This window comes from Achromobacter spanius, assembly GCF_039673305.1.
Taxonomy (GTDB): Bacteria; Pseudomonadota; Gammaproteobacteria; order Burkholderiales; family Burkholderiaceae_B; genus Achromobacter; species Achromobacter spanius_F.
In genome coordinates, this window is the sequence record NZ_JBDJLJ010000018.1 from 56,006 (window position 1) to 77,472 (window position 21,467).

14 protein-coding genes and 1 pseudogene are annotated in these 21,467 nt (G+C 66.7%); 10 read left to right on the forward strand and 5 right to left on the reverse strand.

What is annotated here, in order from left to right:
* Positions 1-242: 242 nt before the first annotated feature.
* From ABE485_RS16495 to ABE485_RS16510, 4 genes and pseudogenes are all read left to right on the forward strand, one after another.
* Positions 243-1,247 (forward strand): annotated as a pseudogene (locus ABE485_RS16495) (ABC transporter substrate-binding protein).
* The gene (locus ABE485_RS16500; protein ID WP_346516374.1) at positions 1,247-2,062 is read left to right on the forward strand and encodes an ABC transporter ATP-binding protein; all 816 of its coding nucleotides are present in this window, start codon (positions 1,247-1,249) and stop codon (positions 2,060-2,062) included. The pseudogene ABE485_RS16495 and the gene ABE485_RS16500 overlap by 1 nt, the downstream one beginning before the upstream one ends.
* Before the next feature lie 3 nt (positions 2,063-2,065).
* Positions 2,066-2,902 (forward strand): ABC transporter permease, encoded by an 837-nt coding sequence (locus tag ABE485_RS16505; protein WP_346516342.1) that lies wholly within the window; start codon positions 2,066-2,068, stop codon positions 2,900-2,902.
* A 9-nt stretch (positions 2,903-2,911) separates the two neighbouring features.
* Positions 2,912-3,604, forward strand: coding sequence for an isochorismatase family cysteine hydrolase (locus tag ABE485_RS16510; RefSeq protein WP_346516343.1), 693 nt, complete (start codon positions 2,912-2,914; stop codon positions 3,602-3,604).
* A gap of 21 nt (positions 3,605-3,625) precedes the next feature.
* Here the strand turns inward: ABE485_RS16510 and ABE485_RS16515 are convergent, their stop codons facing one another.
* Positions 3,626-6,067 (reverse strand): GNAT family N-acetyltransferase, encoded by a 2,442-nt coding sequence (locus ABE485_RS16515; RefSeq protein ID WP_346516344.1) that lies wholly within the window; start codon positions 6,065-6,067, stop codon positions 3,626-3,628.
* A 134-nt stretch (positions 6,068-6,201) separates the two neighbouring features.
* Here ABE485_RS16515 and gltX point away from each other — a divergent pair, with 134 nt between their 5' ends.
* On the forward strand, positions 6,202-7,608 hold the full coding sequence (gene gltX / locus ABE485_RS16520; RefSeq protein ID WP_346516345.1) for a glutamate--tRNA ligase: 1,407 nt from the start codon (positions 6,202-6,204) through the stop codon (positions 7,606-7,608).
* 129 nt (positions 7,609-7,737) lie between these two features.
* Here the strand turns inward: gltX and ABE485_RS16525 are convergent, their stop codons facing one another.
* The 3 genes from ABE485_RS16525 to ABE485_RS16535 all read right to left on the reverse strand — a co-directional run bounded on the left by ABE485_RS16525 (position 7,738) and on the right by ABE485_RS16535 (position 10,631).
* The gene (locus ABE485_RS16525; RefSeq protein WP_346516346.1) at positions 7,738-8,937 is read right to left on the reverse strand and encodes an MFS transporter; all 1,200 of its coding nucleotides are present in this window, start codon (positions 8,935-8,937) and stop codon (positions 7,738-7,740) included.
* Between the two features lie 98 nt (positions 8,938-9,035).
* Complete coding sequence (locus ABE485_RS16530; RefSeq protein WP_346516347.1) at positions 9,036-9,542, reverse strand: hypothetical protein; 507 nt, start codon at positions 9,540-9,542, stop codon at positions 9,036-9,038.
* 204 nt (positions 9,543-9,746) lie between these two features.
* Complete coding sequence (locus ABE485_RS16535) at positions 9,747-10,631, reverse strand: LysR family transcriptional regulator (RefSeq protein WP_346516348.1); 885 nt, start codon at positions 10,629-10,631, stop codon at positions 9,747-9,749.
* A gap of 84 nt (positions 10,632-10,715) precedes the next feature.
* Here ABE485_RS16535 and ABE485_RS16540 point away from each other — a divergent pair, with 84 nt between their 5' ends.
* Positions 10,716-11,555: an alpha/beta hydrolase gene (locus tag ABE485_RS16540; protein ID WP_346516349.1), complete on the forward strand. Its 840-nt coding sequence runs from the start codon at positions 10,716-10,718 to the stop codon at positions 11,553-11,555.
* Positions 11,556-11,617: 62 nt separating this feature from the next.
* A complete protein-coding gene (locus ABE485_RS16545) occupies positions 11,618-12,583 on the forward strand; it encodes a Bug family tripartite tricarboxylate transporter substrate binding protein (protein WP_346516350.1) in 966 nt (321 codons plus the stop codon).
* A gap of 63 nt (positions 12,584-12,646) precedes the next feature.
* Here the strand turns inward: ABE485_RS16545 and ABE485_RS16550 are convergent, their stop codons facing one another.
* Positions 12,647-13,096 (reverse strand): Lrp/AsnC family transcriptional regulator, encoded by a 450-nt coding sequence (locus tag ABE485_RS16550; protein WP_008159001.1) that lies wholly within the window; start codon positions 13,094-13,096, stop codon positions 12,647-12,649.
* 130 nt (positions 13,097-13,226) lie between these two features.
* On the opposite strand from ABE485_RS16550, the gene ABE485_RS16555 reads away from it, so the two are divergent.
* The 3 genes from ABE485_RS16555 to ABE485_RS16565 all read left to right on the forward strand — a co-directional run bounded on the left by ABE485_RS16555 (position 13,227) and on the right by ABE485_RS16565 (position 21,189).
* Positions 13,227-16,733: an indolepyruvate ferredoxin oxidoreductase family protein gene (locus tag ABE485_RS16555; RefSeq protein ID WP_346516351.1), complete on the forward strand. Its 3,507-nt coding sequence runs from the start codon at positions 13,227-13,229 to the stop codon at positions 16,731-16,733.
* A gap of 305 nt (positions 16,734-17,038) precedes the next feature.
* On the forward strand, positions 17,039-19,969 hold the full coding sequence (locus ABE485_RS16560) for a ribonucleoside-diphosphate reductase subunit alpha (protein ID WP_346516352.1): 2,931 nt from the start codon (positions 17,039-17,041) through the stop codon (positions 19,967-19,969).
* A 20-nt stretch (positions 19,970-19,989) separates the two neighbouring features.
* Positions 19,990-21,189, forward strand: coding sequence for a ribonucleotide-diphosphate reductase subunit beta (locus ABE485_RS16565; RefSeq protein WP_346516353.1), 1,200 nt, complete (start codon positions 19,990-19,992; stop codon positions 21,187-21,189).
* The last annotated feature ends 278 nt before the right edge of the window (positions 21,190-21,467 follow it).

The following is a 21,467-nucleotide window of genomic DNA, read 5'->3' on the forward strand; positions in this document are numbered from 1 at the left end:
TCTGTATACCAAGTGGTATTCCAGCCTGGAATTTTCTGGGATTCGATTACGCTCGTCCATAGAGAAAAACGCCAATCCCAAAATGCTTGTCGCCCGTTTGTCTTGAATATAGTATTCGATCCAAGCCTTACCGGCCCGGGCTGAACCGTTCGGGCTTCCCTGTTGTTGTTGCAGTCGATCCATCCCATTGGCCGTGTTGCGCCGAGCGTCGGCGTGGCATCAAAGACGCAGGAGAAAGTCCCGTGAAGACCTTGCCATTGCCCCGCCTGGCAGGCGCGGCGCTGCTCGCGCTGTTCGCCCCCCTGGCCGCCCAGGCCGAAGCCCTCAATCCCCCCGTGAAGATCCGCTACGAAGAGGTGGTGCGATCCATCCTGTACGTACCCAAGTACGTCGCACTGTCGCAGGGCTATTTCAAGGACGCCGGCCTGGACGTGTCCATGAAGACCTCCCAGGGCACCGACAAAGGCATGACGGCGCTGCTGTCGGGCAGCGCGGACATCGTGCTGATCGGGCCCGAGGCGTCCATCTACGTGCAGAACAGCGAATCGCCGGTCAAGCCGAAGATCTTCGCGGGGCTGACGGCCACCGACGGCTTCTTCCTGTTGGCGCGCTAACCGGTCGAGAAATTCGACTGGTCCATGCTCAAGGGCAAGGAGGTCATCGGCTTTCGGCCCGGGTCCAACCCCATCGTTTTCCTGGAAACCGCGCTGCGCAAGCACGGGCTTGACCCCCAGAAGGACGTGAAGCTGCTGAACAACATCGGCATCCCGGCGCGCGCCGGCGCGTGGATGGCGGGCCAGGGCGAATACGGCATCTTCCTCGAGCCCGAGGCCGGCGAACTGGTGCGCAACGGCAAGGGGCACATCGTCGCGTCGGTGGGCCACGAGGTGGGCCAGGTGGACTACACGGTCTTCACCGCCACCGACAAATACATCCGCGACAATCCCAAGGTCATCCAGGCCTGGACCGACGTGGTGGCGCGCGCCGAGAAATACGTGAAGGACACGCCCGCGGCCACGCTGGCCCCGCAGATCATGACGTTCTTTCCCGGCATGGACCAGGCGGCGGTGACGGAAGCCATCGACCGCTACAAGCAGTACCAGATCTGGAAGACGTCGCCGCTGGTGACGCCGCAGGCCATGAACCAGTTGCAGGACATGCTCATCGCCAGCGCGGTCATGAAGGACAGCGCCCGCGTGAAATACGAGGACGTGGTGGTCGCCGACTTCGCCAAGAAGGCGCAATGATGGGAGCCGCCATCCATAACCTGAAACCGGCGCCGGCCACGGCGAAGATCGAACTGCGCGATGTCTGCCTGTCGTACTTCACCCCCGAAGGCGAGACCGAAGCACTGTCGAACGTCTCGTTCTCGCTGGCGCCCGGCGAATTCGTCAGCCTGATCGGGCAGAGCGGCTGTGGCAAGAGCACGCTGCTGTCGCTGATCGCCGGACTGATCCCGCCGACCTCGGGCTCGGTGCTGGTCGACGGGCTGGCGGTGACCAAGCCGAATGCGCGCATCGGCTACATGCTGCAGCAGGACTACCTGTTCGAATGGCGCACCATCCTGGACAACGTCATGCTGGGCGCCGAGATCCAGGGGCGGCGCGATGCGCGCAGCGAGGCGCGCGCCGTGCACCTGCTTGAAAAATGCGGGCTGGGCGCCTTCCTGTCGCACACGCCGCGCCAGCTGTCCGGCGGCATGCGCCAGCGCGCGGCGCTGGCCCGCACGCTGGTGACCGAGCCCGACGTGATCCTGCTGGACGAGCCCTTCTCGGCGCTGGATTCGCAGACCCGGCTGGCGATCTCCGACGAAGTCGTGGACATCCTGCGCCGCGAAGGCAAGACGGTGGTGTTGGTGACGCACGATATCGGCGAGGCCATCGCCATGACGGACCGCGTGATCGTGCTGTCGCGCAGGCCGGGGCGGCTCAAGAGCCAGTACCGCATCCATTACGGCGACGGCCAGGTCCGGCCCACGCCCTTCCAGGCGCGCTCGCGGCCTGAATTCAACGCGTATTTCAAACAGCTCTGGGACGAGCTGGACGTCCATGTGGAGGGCTGAGCCATGAACGCGCCGATCGCCAACACCGTTCCGCTGCGCGCCGTGCGCGCTCCCAGCGAGAAGTACCTGGACTACCTGCGCCGCGACCGCGCCCGCCGCCGCAACATCCGCGTGGCCCAGGCGCTGCTGCTTGCCGTGTTCCTGTGCGCCTGGGAAATCCTGCCGCGCATGCACATCCTGAATCCGCTGTTGACCAGCTATCCCAGCGCGCTGTGGCCCACGTTCATCGAACTGTGGAACCACGGCAGCCTGGGCAAGCACATCATGACCACCCTGTCCGCGACGCTGGTGGGCTTTGCGCTCAGCATGCTGATCGGCATCGTGGTCGCCGCGGCGCTATGGTGGTCCGACTTCCTTTACAAGGTGCTGGACCCGTTCCTGGTCGTGGCGAACGCCATGCCCAAGATCGCCTTCGTGCCGATCTTCTATCTGTGGCTGGGCTCGGACTACGCGGTGTACGGCATGGCCGTGGCCATCGCGGTGTTCGTGACCATCATGGTGGTCTACGCGGGCTTCCGGGGCATCGATCTGAACAAGGTGAAACTGGCCCACACCTTCGGCGCGAGCCGCTGGCAGGTGCTGACCAAGGTGGTGCTGCCGGGCAGCGTGCCGACGCTGATCGCCGCCGTGAAGATGAACATCGGCCTGGCGCTGGTGGGCGTCATCGTGGGCGAGTTCCAGTCGGCGGACTCGGGACTGGGCTTTCTCATCATGAACGGCAGCCAGGTGTTCAAGCTGAACATCGTCATGACCGCCATCGCAATGCTGGCGCTGATTTCCAGCGTCATGTACCTGGTCGTCTACCGCATCGAAGCCGCCGTCGCGCGGCGCTATGGATAAGGAGGCAGCATGGAATTCCCGCAATGGGTGCAGGACCGCGTCGTGGCCCGCCAGGGCTGCCTGCATCCCTACGACGAACTGCCCGCGGCCCGCACCGCGGTGGTCGTGATCGACATGCAGCAGTACTTCACGCTTCCGGGCTACCAGGGCGAATGCGCCCCGGCGCGCGAGATCATCGAACCCATCAACCGCCTGTGCGGCGCCGTGCGCGATGCCGGCGGCGTCGTGGTCTGGGTGCAGACGGCCTCCGACAACGCCGACGTGTTCTGGTCGCACCATCACGGCGTCATGCTGACGCCCGAACGCAGCGCCCGGCGCCTGGAGACGCTGCGCCGCGACTCGCCCGGATTCGAGCTGCATCCGGACCTGCGCGCGCGGTCGACCGACCTGCGCGTGGTCAAGCGCTACTACAGCGCGATGGCCCCCGGCTCGTCCGAGCTGGAGCCGCTGCTGCGCGGGCTGGGCGTGGACACGCTGCTGATCGCCGGCACGGTCACCAACGTGTGCTGCGAATCCACCGCGCGCGACGCGATGATGCGCGACTTCCGGACCATCATGGTGGACGATGCGCTGGCCGCCGTGACGCCGGCCGAGCACGAAAACGCCCTGCACGGCTGGATGCTGTTCTTTGGCGACGTGCTGTCGGTGGACGAAGCCACCGCGCGGCTCAGGCCGGCCCAGGCGTCCCGCAAGACGGCCTGAACCCGCCCGCCGCCGCGGGCGTCAGGACAGGTTCAGCCAGACCCGGCGCATGGTCGGATCCTCGGGATCCGCGTCGTTGGTGAATCCCAGGCTGGTCATCAGCGACAGCATGGGCCGGTTCGTCGACAGCACCAGGCCGTCGATGTATTCCAGCCCCTGCTCGCGCGCGGCGTCGATCAACGCCGACATCAGTTGGCGCCCCAGCCCGCGCCGCTGCCAGTCGTCGCCGATCACCAGGGCGTACTCGGCGCCGCGGCCGTCGGGATTGCGCAGGTAGTGGGCAAAGCCCACCAGCACTTCCCGCGGATGGCCGCGATTGGCCGGGTTGGGCACCTGGGTGGCCGCCACCAGGGCAAGTTCGCGGTGGTAGTCGACCTGGGTGTAGCGGGACACCATGCGCGGGGTGAGTTCCCGCATCATGGACACGAAACGCATGTAGCGCGAACGTTCCGACAGGCCGCGGATGAACTCCTGCAGGGCCTCTCCGTCCTCGGGACGGATGGGGCGCAGCACCCACGGAATGCCGTCGGCGAAACGGCGCACCTGTACCAGGCGCGCCGGATACGGGTGGATCGCCATGTGCGGATAGCCCGCGGTCTGGGGCGATTCGCAGCCGGGCTGCTCGGTCAGCGTCATGCGCAGGCCGCCGGCGCGCAGGTGGGTTTCACCCGCGTAGAGGGGATCGATGTCCAGGGATTCGATGTCCGGCAGTTCGGACACCAGCTCGGACACCAGCACCAGCGCCTGCTGCAGGGCCTCGGCCGCCATGTGGCCGACCCGCGGCGCCAGCACGCGCCGCCATAGCCGGCTGCGTTCGATCAGCTGACGGGCCAGATAGCCATTGAGCGGCGGCAGGTCCATGCCCCGGTCCGCCAGCGACAGCACGGCGTCCGGCCCGCCCGCGCCAAAGCGGATGACGGGACCGAACTGCGGATCGCGCCGCACCCGGATCGCCATGGGGCGGGATTCGGCATCGATGCGCGCCTCGCCGGCCGGCAGGTCGTGCAGCGGCACATAGAACAGGGCCAGCAGGGTCCGGATTTCGGAGGTATTCAGTTCGCGCCGGCAATCGGCGCGCACGCGCGCCACGATCTCGCGGGCAGCCGCCAGGTCCGGCACGTGGCCGGCGGGATCGGGCGGCTGCGTCTGCAGCAGCAATTGCTGGTTGTAGTGATGGGAGGCCAGCACACCGAAGGCGTCCGCGGCCGATTCGGGCGTGCGGAACGCCGACGTGCCCGCGTCGTCCAGCATGCGCCGCAGCGGCCGCATGCCGGCATCGCCCATGAAACAGGTGACGACGGGCTTCTTGGCGGAAGGCGCGATCTGCGCCAGTTCGCGCGCCACGGCCGGCATGTCGGCCAGCGCGTCGGGCGCCAGCAGCACCAGCACGCCGTCCACGCCCGCATCGTCCAGCACCGCATCCAGGATGGCGCGGATGCGGTCGGGCGTCATCGGCAGGTAGGTGATGACCGGGTTGGCGGTGGCGGCGTCGGGTTCCAGCATGTCTGCCAGCGCACGCCGCGTGGCGGGCGCCAGGTCCGCGCGCAGGACGGCGGCGTCGGGACCGATCAGGTCCATCGCCAGTTGCGGCGGCCCGCTGCCGTTGGAGATCAGCGCCACGCGCCGGCCCTTGGGACGCCGCGTATAGCCCAGCACCTTCACGGCCGAGAACAGCTGCACGAAGTAGCGCACGCGGACGGCCCCGGCCCGGCGCAACGCCGCGTCGAAGATGGCGTCGGCGCCGTCGGCGTCCGACCGGCCGGCCTTGAGCACGATGACGGGCTTGATGCTGGCCGCGGCCCGCAGCGTGCTCATGAATTCCCGGGCGGGCCCGACGTCTTCCAGATACAGCACGATGCTGTCGGTGCGCGGATCGCTGGCCAGGTAGTCCAGCAGCTTGGGCAGGCCCACCACCGCTTCGTCGCCCAGCGAAACCGCGGTGGAAAAGCCGATATGCACGTCTTCGGCCCAGTCCATGACCGCCGCCATGATGGAGCGGGACTGCGCCACCAGCGCCACGCGGCCGGCCCGCGCCAGCACCGGGTGCTGGCTGAAGTTCAGGCCGGCGTGGGGCCGCTGTGCGCCGAAGGAGCGCGGACCCAGCAGTTCACAGCGGTTTTCCTCGGCCCAGGCCCGGCACAGCGCCAGCGTGCCGCGCGGGTAAGGGTCGGGCAATTCGTGGGGCAGGAGTATCACCGCGCGGGGCGACAGCGGCGCCAGGCGGCGCAGCGTTTCCGGCAGGACGGCGGGCGACACGCAAACCAGGGCCAGATCGGGGCGCTCGCCTGCCGCCAGGCCCTGCAGGGTGGCGGGCAGGTCGGGCGCCGCGCCGATCTCGGCGGCGACGATCGTCGTTTTCGCCTTCAGGGCGGGCGACAGGGAGGTGGCCGCGGGCAGCGGCCGGTCGGCCACGATCACCAGCGATCCGGGTTCGAACATGGGCGCAAGAGCGTGTCGCAGCATAGGGAGGGCGGGCCAGGGCCTGTTCACACTAATCTAAAATACCGTTCATCGTATCAAGACAAGCCCGCTGTCCGCTTGATGAGGACACTGCCCGACGCCGTTTTGTGGCGCCGCAGCCGCTAACATAGCCACCTATGACTTCCAACGCCTCCAAACCCATTCGTACCCGTTTCGCGCCTTCGCCCACGGGGTTCCTGCATCTGGGCGGCGCGCGCACCGCGCTGTTCTCCTGGGCCTTCGCGCGCCACCACCAGGGCACGTTCGTGCTGCGCATCGAAGACACGGACGTCGAACGCTCCACGCCGGAAGCGGTTCAGGCCATCCTGGACAGCATGGACTGGCTGGGCATGCAGCCCGACGAAGGCCCCTTCTACCAGATGCAGCGCATGGACCGCTACCGCGAGGTCGTGGCGCAGATGCTGGCTGCCGGCACCGCCTACCACTGCTACAGCTCGCCCGAGGAAGTCGAAGCCATGCGCGAGGCCGCCCGCGCCCGCGGCGACAAGCCGCGCTATGACGGCACCTGGCGCCCCGAGCCCGGCAAGACGCTGCCGGCCATCCCCGAAGGCCGCAAGCCCGTCGTGCGATTCAAGAACCCGCAGGACGGCGCCACCTCGTGGAACGACATGGTCAAGGGCACGATCAGCTTCGACAACACCGAGCTCGACGACCTGATCATCGCGCGCCCCGACGGCACGCCCACCTACAACTTCTGCGTCGTGGTCGACGATTGGGACATGGGCATCACCCACGTCCTGCGCGGCGACGACCACGTCAACAACACGCCCCGCCAGATCAACATCCTGCGCGCGCTGGGCGCCGACCTGCCCGAATACGGCCACGTGCCGATGATCCTGGGCCCGGACGGCGAAAAGCTGTCCAAGCGCCACGGCGCGGTCAATGTCATGGAATACGACAACGAGGGCTACCTGCCCGAGGCCATGATCAACTACCTGGCGCGCCTGGGCTGGAGCCACGGCGACGACGAGCTCTTCACCCGCGAACAGCTGGTGTCCTGGTTCGACACCAAGCACCTGTCCAAGTCGGCCTCGCAGTGGGATCCCAAGAAGCTGAACTGGGTCAACGCCCACTACATCAAGCAGATGGACAACGCCGAACTGGCCGAGCGCGTCGCGACGCGCGTGGCGGCGCGCGGCGGCCACCCCGAGAAGATCGACCTGCCGGGCGTCATGGGTCTCTTGAAAGACCGCGCCGAAACGCTGGAACAGCTGGCGGACGGCGCCATGCTCTTCTGCGCCGAATTCAAGGCGGCCCCGGCCGAACTGGCCGAGCAGCACCTGACCGCGCCCGCCCGCGAAGCCCTGGCTGACTTCGCGCAGCGCGCCGGAAACGCGGAATGGACCCGCGAGTCCCTGTCCGCCGTGATCAAGGCCGTGCTGGCGGACCGCGGCCTGAAGATGCCGCAACTGGCCATCCCGCTGCGCGTTGCGGTCACCGGCCAGACCCAGACGCCGGCCGTCGATGCCGTGCTGGCGCTGCTGGGCAAGGACACCGTGCTCAAGCGCCTGGCCGCCATCTGAGCCTTGGGGGGGTTGGCGGCCGGACCAGACGGCCGCGGCTTCCCCAGGTGTCCGACACCCGACCGAGACGACCGTCGTTTCGCAACGCTGCCTCAAGGGTGTCAGACACCGCTCGCCGGCAACGCCTCCCTACCCCTGCTGGATCGCCGCCCTGGCCTTCAGCGCCCGGGCAAAGAACGCGCCCAGCAGCGGCAGCAGCACGGCCGACCCGCCAAACAGCGCCGCCGGCCCGATCTCGTCCACCACGGCGCCCGCCAGCGCCACGCCGGCCGCCTGTCCCATGAACAGGCAGGACGCGAACCACGCCACCGCCGTGCCGCGCGCCGACGGCACCATCTGCGTCGCATTCGTCTGCAGCGTCGCATGCAGCAGGTAATAGCCGAAGCCGGCCAGCACGCTGGCCAGCAGGCTCCACATCCAGATCGGTCCCAGCAGATACGACAGGAACGCCACGCCCAGCACCAGCCCGCCGGCGATGGCCAGGCCGCGTTCGCCCAGCCGCTTGAGGATGCGCCCGGCCACAACCGTGTAGATCAGGCCGCCGACCGCGTACACCGCCACCAGCGCGCCCGCGGCGGTCAGGGAAATATCGAAGCGCTCATGCAGGTACGAAGGCGCGAACGCCAGGGCGCCGAACACCAGCAGGCCTTCAATGAACACGGTCGCCAGCACCACGCGCGCCCACGGCGCGCCCAGCACCAGGCGCGCCTGCGCAACAAAGCCCTGCCTGACCGCGTTCGGGTCGACCTGGGCAAAACCGGCCGCGCGCTGGCGCCGCACTTCCAGGTGCAGCAGCACGCCCACGATCAGATAGCCGGCCACCAGCGCGGCAAAGGCCCAGCGCCAGCCCACGGTGTCGGCGAACAGCCCGCCCGCCAGCTGGCCCGCGGACATGCCCAGGATCGTGCCGGTCAGGAAGCGCGCCAGCGTCGCCTGCCGGCGTTCGTAGGGAACGTTGTCGCCGATCCAGGCCATGGACAGCGGCACGATGCCGGCGCCGGCGGCGCCCGACAAGGCCCGGCAGAACACCAGCATGTCCAGCGATCCGGCCATCACCGCGCCCGCGCTGCCCAGCGCGCACGCCACCGTGGCCACGCTGACGACGCGGTACTTGCCGTAGCGGTCGCCCACCGGTCCGAAGAACATCTGCAGCACGCCGTACGCGACGGCGAACGCCGTCACCGCGCGCGCGGCCTGGCCGGTCGTCGTGCCGAATTCCGCCGCCAGTTGCGGCAGCATGGGATCACAGATACGGAAAGCGCTGGCGCTGACGAAAGCGGCCAATGCAAGCAGCGCGATCGCGCGTGCTTCGGAAGACATGGCGGGCATGGGAAACCGGCGGCGGGTCGAAAGTCGAAGCCCGCACCTTACCGCAGCCCGGCCATCTTGGCGAAACCGCCGGGCGAAATGTCCGCCCGGCGCAACGCTCAGTAAGCCAGGCGGTAGCCCGCGGGCATGCGGCGCGCGGTCAGCAGGATGCCGCCGCTCTTCAGCTCGCGCAGCGACAGCTTGGACTGCTCGACCTTTTCGACGCGATAGCGGTTCAGGTAGATCGGATCATTGGCGTCCACGGGCTCGCCGGCCGACTTGGTGGTGCGCATGGTGTAGATGCCGTCCGCCACGCTCCAGCAGCCGGTTTCGCGCAAGGCGGGACGCGTCTTGCGGCCGATCTTGAGCAGGGATTCATAGGACATCGTGCCGTCGGCGGACAGGACGATCAGCGATTGCATGTCGCCGCTGACGTCGCGCGGGCGCGAATTCGACAACCAGGTACCGATCATCGGGTCGCCTGCCTTGGCGGGCTGGCAGGCCACCGGCTTGGGCGGTTCCGCGGGCTGGGCCTCGGTGATGGCGGCGGGCTTCCGGGCGGCGCAGCCGGCCAGGATCAGGATGGCGCAGGCGATGCCTGCCGAACGCAAAAACACACTGCTCATGACTTCCTCAAGTCGCCTGCCGACGCGTCGCGCCGATCACTCCGGCGCGCCCCTGGCGCGGCAGACAACACGCACTCTAAAGAGCGGCCTGGGAAGAATCAACGACGATCCGCGCCATGTGCAATTGCGCAACAGTGTTGCCGCCGGCGCACCCGGCATCCGGCCGGAAACCGCAAAAATGCGTTGGTTTCAAGCGACACTGCGCTAACCGCGCCGCGCCTTCGCGCGCAGCATTTCCTCCATGCGGGCGGCGGCCGGCGACAGGCTGCGGCCGGCCAGCCGGGTGATGCCAAGCTCGCGTTCAATGCGCGGCCGCGACAGGGGCACGAACGCCAGTCCCGGCGAGTCCGGCGGCACGCCCAGGCGGGCCAGCACCGTGACGCCCACGCCCCGCTCCAGCATGGCCAGCAGCGACATCATGTTGGACACGAACACCTGCCGGTCCTGCATGAAAGCCGCTTGCGGATAGCCCGCCAGCTGGCGATGCGCGATGGTCCCGACCAGCGGCAGGCCCGCGATCTCGCGCCAGGTTACCGACTTGCGGCCGGCCAGCGGATGGCCGCGATGGCAGACCAGCCCGAAGGCATCGCGCAGCAGCGGCTCGAACGACAGCCGGCGGTCGCGCGACACCGGACTGCACACGCCCAATTCCACCTCGCCCGCCAGCACCATGCGCTCGACGCCCTCGGAGTTGTCGTCGAACAGGCGCAGCGACACCGCCGGGTAGCGCTCGCGGTAGGCCGCGACCAGCTCGGGCAGCCAGTGCGTGGCCGCCGATGCCACCGAGGCCATCGCCAGGGCGCCCGCGCCGCTATTGGCCAACCCCGACAGCGCGCCCGCCACGCGGTCGTGGTGTTCGACCAGTTCACGGGCCAGGGGCAGGCAGTCCTGCCCGAAGCGCGTCAGCGTGCCGCGATTGCCGGGTTCGAACAGCGGCTGGCCCAGGCGCTGCTCCATTTCCCGGATGGACAGGGACAGCGCGGGCTGCGAACGGAAAGCCCGGGCGGCCGCCGCGCGGAAGCTGCCCAGTTCGGCCACCAGCAGGAAATGCCGGTAATGGGAGATGGAAAGGTCGGGAAGCGGACGCATGGGCCTGTGTATTTGTAGAACTTATCAAACCATATGAAAAATAAAGTTTTCTGATCATAGGGCGGCTTTTAAGATGGCCGCAATATGACGATAGCCACGACACGCCCCTCCCCCGTTCCGGATCCGCTGGATTTCGGCGCGGCCGACCGCCTGCCCGTTCGCGATGCAGGGCGCGGCCGCCTGCTGATCGGCGCGACGCCGCAAGACCGCAGGCCCGGCCTGCTGTTCGTGCCGGGCGCCTATCACGGCGCCTGGTGCTACGCGCACTATCTCGATTACTTCGCGCGGGCCGGCCTGGCCTGCGCGGCGCTGGATGTGCGCGGGCATGGCGCCCTGCCGCAGGACGCCGCGTTCCCCTCCGTCACCATTGCCGACCTGGGCGAGGACGTCGCCAGCGCACTGGATGCGCTGGAAGGGCCGACCGTCGTCGTGGGCCACAGCATGGGCGCATTGCCGGCGCTGCTGGCCGCCACCCTGCGGCCCGTTGCGGGCGTGGCGCTGCTGGCGCCCTCGCCGCCCGGCGACCTGCCCGGCGCGCTGGCCCTGCCGCCGGTGCCCGAAGACGTCCCGCGCGCCGCGCCCGCCGACATCGAAATCCGCTCGCGCTTCCTGGCGACCACGCCCGACCGCGACGTCCGCGAAGTGGCCCGGCGCCTGTGCGCCGAAAGCCCCCAGGTGCTGAACGACCGCTACCTGCTGCGCGTGGCCGTCGATGCCGCGTCGATCCGCGCCCCGGGCCTGTGCCTGGAAGCCGGACTGGACACGCACGACCGGCACCCTCCGGGCCAGGACCAGGCCATCGCGCGCCGCTACGGCTTTTCGCATGCCACGCTTGCCGGACAACCCCACTGCATGATGTATGCGGACCGTTGGCAGGTCAGCGCCGCCGCCATTCTCGACTGGCACCGCGGGCAATTCGGCTGACCCGCACGACAACTAAAACGACGACAACGATAACGACGCGCCCAGGCGCACAGGAGACAGACATGACCATTTCCCGCTTGCTGCGCCCGGCCCTTGCCGGCGCCAGCCTGTTGCTGGCCGCGGCATCGCATGCCGCCGGCTGGCCCGAAAAACCCGTGACCATCATCGTGCCGTCCGCCGCCGGCGGCGCGGCCGACCTCACCGCCCGGACCTTTGCCCAGTACCTGGGCGAGAAAACCGGGCAGACGGTGATCGTCGAAGACCGCCCCGGCGCCGGCGGCATCGTCGGCACCAACGCCAGCAAGAATGCGGCGCCTGACGGCTACACCTTCCTGCTGTCCACGAACTCCACCCACTCGGCCAACCAGTTCCTGTACAAGACCTTGCCGTACGACGCGCAAAAGGACTTCGTGCAGGTGGGCATGCTGGGCACGTTCGGCACGGTGGGCGTGGTGTCGCCCGACAGCCCGTACCGCACCGTGCCCGAACTGGTGGACTACGCCAGGAAGCACCCCGGCGACGTCTTCTTCGGCTACTACAGCTCGTCCTCGCAGGTGCCGTCCGAACTCTTCAAGCAGCGCGCGGGCATCAACGTCACCGGCGCCGCCTACAAGAACATCACGCAGATCATCACCGACCTGCGCGGCAAGCAGATCGGCTTCGCCTTCGTCGATTACCTGACCGCCATGGGCCAGATCGACGGCAAGGGCCTCATCCCCATTGCGGTGACGGGCGCGCAGCCGCATGAGGCCTGGCCCAGCGTGCCGACCATGGCCGCGTTCTACCCCGACTTCGTCGTGGCGGGCTGGCTCGGCCTGTCGGCGCCCGCCCGCACGCCGCCGGAAATCGTCGCCAAGATGAACGCGTACCTGCAGGCCGCGGTGCGGGACGATGCCACGTCGCGCAAGCTGCGCGCCCTGGGACTGACCCCGGAATCGATGGACGTGGCGCGCTTTGACGCCTTCGTGAAGGAAGACACCGCCCGCTGGAAGGAGTGGATCCGGATTTCCGGCATCCAGCCCCAATAAATCCGGCCTCCCGGCGGCTTGCGCGGCGCGTCCTCTATATATAGATAGCGGACGCGCGCCGGCTCATAGCGGCAGCCGCTGCTCGTGCTTGATCTCGCGCAGCGCCACGATCGTGCGCGTCTGGCGGATGCCGGGCATGTTGAACAGGAACCTGTGCAGGAAGCGGTCGTAGGCTTCCGGGCTTTCCACCAGGATCTTCAACAGGAAGTCCGAGTCGCCCGTGACCGCATAGCACTCCAGGATCTCGGGCGCATCGCGCACCGAACGCTCGAAGTTCTCGACCGTGTTGGCGGAGTGCCGTTCCAGGCTGATCTGCGCAAACATGCAGCCCAGTCCGACCTTGCTGCGGTCCACCTGGGCGCTATAGCCCTGGATCACCCCGCTCGCCTCCATCGCCTTCACCCGCCGCCACACGGGCGCGGCCGACAGCCCCACCTTCTCCGAAAGCTGCTGCGCCGAGGCCCGGCCGTCTTCCTGCAGGGCCTTGAGGATGCCGATATCGGTCTTGTCCATCTGCTTGTCTCCTGGTTTTTATGGATAACGAAATATTCATTGCGAATTATAGGGATAGCACGATCCAAAAACGCAATAAACCTGATCCCCGGCGAACCTATCATGGTGCGAAATACCAGGAGCTTTCACTATGGACGGGACCCCCGCCGCCGCCCCCGATCTGGATCTCGATTACCAGCTCGCCGACAACCTCACCCGCGAGTCCGGCCGCATCTTCATGACCGGCACCCAGGCCCTGGTCCGCATCATGCTGACGCAGCGGCGGGTGGACCGCGAACGCGGCCTGAACACCGCCGGCTTCGTGTCCGGATACCGCGGCTCGCCACTGGGCGGCGTGGACATGGCCATGTGGAAGGCACAGAAGGCGCTGGACGCCAACCAGATCACCTTCCTGCCCGGCATCAACGAAGACATGGCCGCCACCGCCGTCATGGGCACGCAGCAGGCCGGCGTGCGCGCCGACCGCAACGTCGATGGCGTCTTTGCCATGTGGTACGGCAAGGGTCCCGGCGTCGACCGCGCCGGCGACGCGCTCCATCACGGCAATGCCGCGGGCGCATCGCGCAATGGCGGCGTGCTGGTCGTCGTGGGCGATGACCACACTGCCGTGTCCTCGTCGATCCCGCACGCCAGCGAAGCCTCGCTGATCGGCTGGCAGATGCCCATCGTGCATCCCACGTCGATCGACGAATACGAGACCTTCGCGCTGTGGGGCTGGGCGCTGTCGCGCTACTCGGGCACCTGGGTCGCCTTCAAGGCGGTCTCCGAGACCATCGAAAGCGGGCACTCGTTCACGCCCGCCGCGATCCAGTCCTACACCATGCCCGCGGATCCGGACACGCCGCCCGAAGCCCTGGAGTACTCCGCGCGCGACTTCCTGTCGCTGGCGGTCGAGGCCCGCATGAACCTGCGCATGAAGGCGGTCGCCGCCTTCGCCCGCCGGCACAGCATCGACAAGCTGACCTGTCCCGCGCCCAAGGCCACGGTGGGCATCGTCACGGTGGGCAAGGCGCACCTGGACACCATGGAGGCGCTGGCGCGCCTGGGCGTGGACACGGTCACGGCCAACGCGCCGGTGCGGATCTACAAGCCGGGCCTGACCTGGCCCATGGACAGCGGCCGCCTGCTGGAATTCGCGCGCGGCCTGTCGCATATCCTGGTGATTGAAGAGAAAGGCGCGGTCGTCGAAAGCCAGATCAAGGACATGCTTTTCAATCTGCCGGACCGCCCGACGGTCATCGGCAAGAAGGGCCTGGACGGCGAACCCATGGTGCCCTCGGCCGGCCAGCTGCGGCCATCGCTGCTGGCGCAGCCGCTGGCGGGCTGGCTCTCGCGCGCGGCCGGCCTGCCCGTGGGCCGCGACCTGGCGTCCTTCGAATGCCAGGCCCCGCTGTCCAACGACGCGGACGGCATGCGCCGCCGCCCCTACTTCTGTTCGGGCTGTCCGCACAGCACTTCGACCAAGGTGCCCGAGGGCAGCCAGGCGCTGTCGGGCGTGGGTTGCCACTACATGGCCGCCTGGATGGACCGCGACACCGGCGGCCTGACCCAGATGGGCGGCGAAGGCGTCGACTGGATCGGCCTGTCCCGCTACACCAAAATGCCGCATGTCTTCCAGAACATGGGAGAAGGCACCTACTACCACTCCGGCTACCTGGCCATCCGCCAGGCGGTGGCCGCGCGCGCCAACATCACCTACAAGATCCTGTTCAACGACGCGGTCGCGATGACGGGCGGACAGCCCGTCGACGGACCGATCTCGGTGCCCCAGATCTGCCAGCAGCTGCGCGGCGAGAACGTGGCGCGCATCGTCGTCACCAGCGACGAACCCGAAAAATACCAAGGTGTGGACCTGGGTCCGGGCATCAAGGTGCACCACCGCCGCGAACTGGACGCGCTGCAGCGTGAACTGCGCGAGATCTCCGGCGTGACGGTGCTGATCCACGACCAGACCTGCGCGGCCGAAAAGCGCCGCCGCCGCAAGAAGAACCAGTTTCCCGACCCGGCTCGCCGCATGCTGATCAACAGCGCGGTCTGCGAAGGCTGCGGCGATTGCGGCGTGCAGTCCAACTGCCTGTCCGTCGTGCCGCTGGAAACGCCTTACGGCCGCAAGCGCGCGATCGACCAGTCCAGCTGCAACAAGGACTACTCCTGCGCGGAAGGCTTCTGCCCCAGCTTCGTGTCCGTGATGGGCGGCAAACCGAAGAAGAGCGCCGCGCCCAAGGCCGACCAGGAACGGCTGCAGCGCCTGATCGACGCGCTGCCGCAACCGGGCCTGCCGGCCCTGGACCACCCCTATCGCCTGCTGGTGGCCGGCATGGGCGGGACCGGCGTCATCACCATCGGCGCCATCGTGTCGATGGCCGCGCACCTGGAAGGCCTGTCGGCCGCGGTGCTGGACCTGACCGGCCTGGCGCAGAAAGGCGGCACCGTCGTCAGCCACATCCGGCTCGCGCCCGCCGGCGCCACCGCCGGCCCCGTGCGCCTGGACTGGCAGCAGGCCGACGCGGCCATCCTGTGCGACCCGGTGGCGTCCGTGGCGCCGGATTCGCTGGGCGCCCTGCGCCGCGGCCATACCCAGGTCACGGTGAACACCTACGTGGCGCCGGTGTCGGAATTCACGCGCAATCCCGATGCCGCCATGCGTCCCGAAGCGCTGCTGGCCAAGATCCGCCATGCCGCGGGCGATTCGAACACCGCCGCGATCGACGCGCACGAGGCCGCGCTGGCCCTGTTCGGCGACAGCATCCTGTCCAACATGTTCATGCTGGGCTATGCGTGGCAGCGCGGCGGCGTTCCGCTCTCGCAGGCCGCCATCAACCGCGCCATCGAGCTGAACGGCGTGGCGGTCGCGGCCAACCGCGCTGCCTTCGACAGCGGCCGCCTGGCCGCGCATCAGCCAGAGGCGCTGGAAGGCGCGCTGCGCCCGCGCGCCCAGGTCGTGCAGCTGCACGTGCCCGAAACGTTCGATCGCGCCGTGGCGCGCCGCATCGAAGACCTGACGGCCTACCAGGACGCTGCCTATGCGCGCGCCTACCGCGAGACGGTCGAGGCCGTCGCCGCGCGCGAGCGCGAACTGGCGCCTGACGCCAAGACGCCCCGGCTGGCGATGGCCGTGGCGCGCAGCCTGTTCAAGCTCATGGCCTACAAGGACGAATACGAAGTCGCGCGGCTCTACACCGGCGAATCATTCCAGGCGCAACTGAAAGGCCAGTTCGAAGGCGACTACAGCCTGCGCTTCCACATGGCCCCGCCCATATTCGCGCGCAAGGACCCTCGCACCGGCGTGCCCCGCAAGATGACGCTGGGCCCGCGCACGATGTCGGCACTCAAATTGCTGACGCGCTTCAAGGGCCTGCGCGGCACCTGGTTCGATCCCTTCGGCCACACCGCCGAACGTAAAATGGAACGGGCGCTGGTCGTCGAGTACCGCCAGACCATACACACACTGCTCCAGGGGCTGACCCGGGACAAGCTTGCGCAAGCGGCTACAATCGCCGCCCTGGCAGAGACCATCCGCGGTTTTGGCCACGTGAAGGCCGCGAACGTCAGCAAGTATCGGACCGAACTGGACCGCTTGATGCAAAGCTATATGGCGCCTGCCCCGCGCGACATACCCCTGCGGAAAACCGCATAAACAGTCGCCGTGAGTGGTCACTGACCTGGGCGCGCCTTGCGGGGCGCGCCTAGTGCATTTGGTTACAATCTTTTGTGGGATTCGTCTTATCTTCTTCTTGTCCCTGTAAACCCCGATCACTAGAATTAGTGTCCAACGCGGGGTGCTACACTATATGTTGTGGTCGCCTAAGCGCTGATTCCCGCCGGCCACGCCTTACGGACTAGCCCGTCCGGACGTTGCGACCCCCATTACAAGATCCAATTTCGTACCTGGCATGACGCCGTCATGTCGCTATCTACGCGCTTTTTCGCACAGGAGCTTCCATGCAGACTACGATCGCCTCTGTGACCCGGCCTTCGGCCGTGCCGCCCTCCCAAACCGAATCCCCTGCCAACGCCAACGGCGGGCAATGGGCCAGCTACAACATCATCCGCCGCAATGGCTCGGTGGTCGGGTTCGAACCCAGCAAGATCGCCATCGCCATGACCAAGGCCTTCCTGGCCGTCAACGGTGGTCAGGGCGCCGCGTCCGCGCGCGTTCGCGAGCTGGTCGAAACGCTGACCGGCCAAGCCGTCAACGCCCTGGTGCGCAACCGCCCCAATGGCGGCACCTTCCATATTGAAGACATCCAGGACCAGGTCGAACTGGCACTGATGCGCTCGGGCGAGCACGACGTTGCCCGCGCCTACGTCCTGTACCGCGAAAAGCGCACGCAGGAACGCGCCGCCGCTGCCGCCGCCGAAGGCCAGCAGAAGGCCGCCGCCGCGCCGCAGGAACATGTGCTGAACGTCACCGACGGCGGCGTGCGCCGTCCGCTGGACGTCGCCGAATTGCGCGCCACGATCGTCGCCGCCGGCGAAGGCCTGGCTGAATTCATCGACGCCGAAGCCATCCTGAAGGAAACGGTCAAGAACCTGTACGACGGCATCCCCGTCGACGAAGTCTTCAAGTCCGCCATCCTGTCGGCGCGCGCGCAAGTGGAAAAGGACCCGGCCTACAGCCAGGTCACCGCCCGCCTGCTGCTGCACACGATCCGCAAGGAAGTGCTGGGCGAAGAAGTCTCGCAAGACGGCATGGGCGCACGCTACGCCGAATACTTCCCCACCTTCATCGCCCGCGGCATCGAAGGCGGCCTGCTGTCGCCCGAACTGGCCAGCTATGACCTGACCAAGCTGGGCAAGGCACTGAACGCCAAGCGCGACCTGCAGTTCGGCTACCTCGGCCTGCAGACCCTGTACGACCGCTACTTCCTGCACATCCGCGGCACCCGCATCGAACTGCCGCAGGTGTTCTTCATGCGCGTCGCCATGGGCCTGGCCCTGCGCGAAACCGACCGCGAAGCGCGCGCCATCGAGTTCTACGAGATCCTGTCCTCGTTCGACTTCATGAGCTCGACGCCGACGCTGTTCAACTCGGGCACGCTGCACTCGCAACTGTCGTCGTGCTACCTCACGACCGTCTCCGACGACCTGGAAGGCATCTACGACGCCATCAAGGAAAACGCGCTGCTGGCCAAGTACGCCGGCGGCCTGGGCAACGACTGGACCCCGGTCCGCGCGCTGCGCAGCCACATCAAGGGCACCAACGGCGAAAGCCAGGGCGTCGTCCCGTTCCTGAAGGTCGTGAACGACACCGCCGTGGCGGTGAACCAGGGCGGCAAGCGCAAGGGCGCGGTCTGCACATACCTGGAATCGTGGCACCTGGACATCGAAGAATTCCTGGAACTGCGCAAGAACACCGGCGACGAGCGCCGCCGCACGCACGACATGAACACGGCGAACTGGATTCCCGACCTGTTCATGAAGCGCGTCATGGAAGGCGGCGAGTGGACGCTGTTCTCGCCGTCCGACTGCCCCGACCTGCACGACAAGGTCGGTCGCGCCTTCGAAGAAGCCTACGTCGGCTATGAAGCCCGCGTCGCCAGCGGCGACCTGAAGCTGTTCAAGAAGATGCCGGCGCTGACGCTGTGGCGCAAGATGCTGTCGATGCTGTTCGAAACCGGCCATCCGTGGATCACGTTCAAGGATCCTTGCAACATCCGTTCGCCCCAGCAGCACGTGGGCGTCGTGCACAGCTCGAACCTGTGCACCGAGATCACGCTGAACACGAACGAATCCGAAATCGCGGTGTGCAACCTGGGTTCCGTGAACCTGGTCGCGCACATGAAGCCGGCCGCCGGCGGCGGTTTCGAACTCGACCACGACAAGATCAAGCGCACCGTGAGCATCGCCATGCGCATGCTCGACAACGTGATCGACATCAACTACTACGCCGTCGACAAGGCCCGCAATTCCAACGCGCGCCATCGTCCGGTGGGCATGGGCATCATGGGCTTCCAGGATTGCCTGCAGATGATGCGCGTGCCGTACGCATCGCAAGCCGCCGTCGAATTCGCCGACCGTTCAATGGAAGCGGTGTGCTATCACGCGTACTTCGCATCGAGCCTGCTCGCCGAAGAGCGCGGCCGCTATCAATCGTATGAAGGCTCGCTGTGGTCGCGTGGCATCCTGCCGCAAGACACGTTGAAGATGCTGCGTGATGAACGCGGTGGTCATGTCGACGTCGATGAATCGAGCACGCTCGATTGGGATACGTTGCGCGCGCGCATCAAAGAACACGGCATGCGCAACTCCAATTGCATCGCAATCGCCCCAACCGCCACTATTTCCAATATCATTGGCGTATCTGCGTGCATCGAACCCACTTTCCAGAACTTGTACGTCAAATCGAATCTCTCCGGCGAGTTCACGGTCGTTAACGATTACCTCGTGCGTGACCTGAAGAAACTCGGTCTCTGGGACGAAGTCATGGTCGCCGACCTCAAGTACTTCGACGGCAGCCTGTCCCGCATCGATCGCGTACCTTCCGAACTCCGCGAACTCTACGCCACCGCGTTCGAAGTCGAACCGAGCTGGCTGGTTGAATGCGCGTCGCGTCGCCAGAAGTGGATCGATCAAGCCCAGTCGCTGAACATCTACATGGCTGGCGCATCGGGCAAGAAGCTGGACGACACCTACAAGCTGGCTTGGACGCGTGGCCTGAAGACCACGTACTACCTGCGCACCCTTGGCGCCACCAGCGCCGAGAAATCCACCGGACGCGGCGGCGAACTGAACGCCGTCAGCGCAAGCGGCCAGTCCACGGCATCGGCCTTGGGCGCAGCACCTGTTTTGCCGGAACCCGAAGTTCTCGGGGCGGTTTGCACCATGCGGCCGGGCGACCCCGGCTTCGAAGAGTGCGAAGCCTGCCAATAACCGCCTCCGGAGAATGAATCATGATTAATTGGGAAGACGACACCATCGCCACGCAACCTGCACAACCGGCCGCCCCCGCGGCGGGCGGGCAGGCTGCGCCCGAAGTCCGGGCAGCGACCGGTGTATTCGGCGACTCCGCCATGCCCACGCCTGCCGCGCCCGAACACGCGGCCGGCCTGACGGCCAGCGGCTCCGCCACCTCGCAGCGCGTGAAGGTTGCCGACAAGCGCATCATCAACGGCCAGACCGACGTCAACCAGCTTGTGCCCTTCAAGTACAAGTGGGCTTGGGAAAAGTACCTGGCAACTTGCGCCAACCACTGGATGCCGCAAGAAATCAACATGTCGCGCGACATCGCCCTCTGGAAGAACCCGAACGGGCTCACCGAGGACGAGCGCCGCATCGTCAAGCGCAACCTGGGTTTCTTCGTCACGGCCGACTCGCTGGCCGCGAATAACATCGTGCTGGGCACCTACCGCCACATCACGGCGCCGGAGTGCCGCCAGTTCCTGCTGCGCCAAGCCTTCGAAGAAGCCATCCACACGCACGCCTATCAATACATCGTCGAAAGCCTGGACCTGGACGAGGCGGAGATCTTCAACGCCTACAACGAAGTTCCGTCCATCCGCGCCAAAGACGAATTCCTGATCCCGTTCATCGACGCGATCGCCGATCCCAACTTCAAGACGGGCACGCCCGAAGCCGACCAGACGCTGCTCAAGTCCCTGATCGTCTTCGCTTGCCTGATGGAAGGCCTGTTCTTCTACGTTGGCTTCACGCAGATCCTGGCGCTTGGCCGCCAGAACAAGATGACCGGCGCCGCCGAACAGTACATGTACATCCTTCGCGATGAATCCATGCACTGCAACTTCGGCATCGATCTGATCAACACCGTCAAACTGGAAAATCCGCATCTGTGGACGCCGGAATTCCGCGAAGAAATCCGAGAACTCTTCCGCAAAGCGGTCGAACTCGAATACGCTTACGCCGAAGACACGATGCCGCGCGGCGTGCTGGGCTTGAACGCACCCATGTTCAAATCCTACCTGCGCTTCATCGCCAACCGTCGTTGCCAGCAAATCGGTATCGAACCGCTGTACCCGCAGGAAGAAAATCCCTTCCCGTGGATGGCGGAAATGATCGACCTTAAAAAGGAACGCAACTTTTTTGAAACTCGCGTGATCGAATACCAAACTGGTGGCACGCTGAGCTGGGAGTAAAGCAGTTCGCCATCGAGCCCGACGCGGGCACGCACTATCCCTGACGGATGGCGCGTCGCGTTCGCGACAGGCTTGATGGCAATCTCCTTGGTCAGGGTGTCTTCGAACACGTAGAACAAGCGGTACGCGGCCTGTGATCAGGCTGCCTACCGGCGCCATTTGAAATGGCTCGCGCCAAAGGAGCGGGGGCCATATCAAATGGCTGTGCCGAATTCATTAGCGCAAACCGTAGTAGCTGTTGCTCGCACAGAACAGCGGCATGCGCCGATGAATAGCCC

Bases quoted from the DNA above. Each gene is read 5' to 3' on its own strand.
- ABE485_RS16505 (WP_346516342.1), top strand. From the start codon at position 2,066: ATGAACGCGCCGATCGCCAACACCGTTCCGCTGCGCGCCGTGCGCGCT.
- ABE485_RS16515 (WP_346516344.1), bottom strand. From the start codon at position 6,067: ATGCTGCGACACGCTCTTGCGCCCATGTTCGAACCCGGATCGCTGGTG.
- ABE485_RS16540 (WP_346516349.1), top strand. From the start codon at position 10,716: ATGACGATAGCCACGACACGCCCCTCCCCCGTTCCGGATCCGCTGGAT.
- ABE485_RS16530 (WP_346516347.1), bottom strand. From the start codon at position 9,542: ATGAGCAGTGTGTTTTTGCGTTCGGCAGGCATCGCCTGCGCCATCCTG.
- ABE485_RS16500 (WP_346516374.1), top strand. From the start codon at position 1,247: ATGGGAGCCGCCATCCATAACCTGAAACCGGCGCCGGCCACGGCGAAG.
- ABE485_RS16555 (WP_346516351.1), top strand. From the start codon at position 13,227: ATGGACGGGACCCCCGCCGCCGCCCCCGATCTGGATCTCGATTACCAG.
- ABE485_RS16525 (WP_346516346.1), bottom strand. From the start codon at position 8,937: ATGCCCGCCATGTCTTCCGAAGCACGCGCGATCGCGCTGCTTGCATTG.
- ABE485_RS16550 (WP_008159001.1), bottom strand. From the start codon at position 13,096: ATGGACAAGACCGATATCGGCATCCTCAAGGCCCTGCAGGAAGACGGC.
- ABE485_RS16545 (WP_346516350.1), top strand. From the start codon at position 11,618: ATGACCATTTCCCGCTTGCTGCGCCCGGCCCTTGCCGGCGCCAGCCTG.
- gltX (WP_346516345.1), top strand. From the start codon at position 6,202: ATGACTTCCAACGCCTCCAAACCCATTCGTACCCGTTTCGCGCCTTCG.
- ABE485_RS16510 (WP_346516343.1), top strand. From the start codon at position 2,912: ATGGAATTCCCGCAATGGGTGCAGGACCGCGTCGTGGCCCGCCAGGGC.
- ABE485_RS16565 (WP_346516353.1), top strand. From the start codon at position 19,990: ATGATTAATTGGGAAGACGACACCATCGCCACGCAACCTGCACAACCG.
- ABE485_RS16535 (WP_346516348.1), bottom strand. From the start codon at position 10,631: ATGCGTCCGCTTCCCGACCTTTCCATCTCCCATTACCGGCATTTCCTG.
- ABE485_RS16560 (WP_346516352.1), top strand. From the start codon at position 17,039: ATGCAGACTACGATCGCCTCTGTGACCCGGCCTTCGGCCGTGCCGCCC.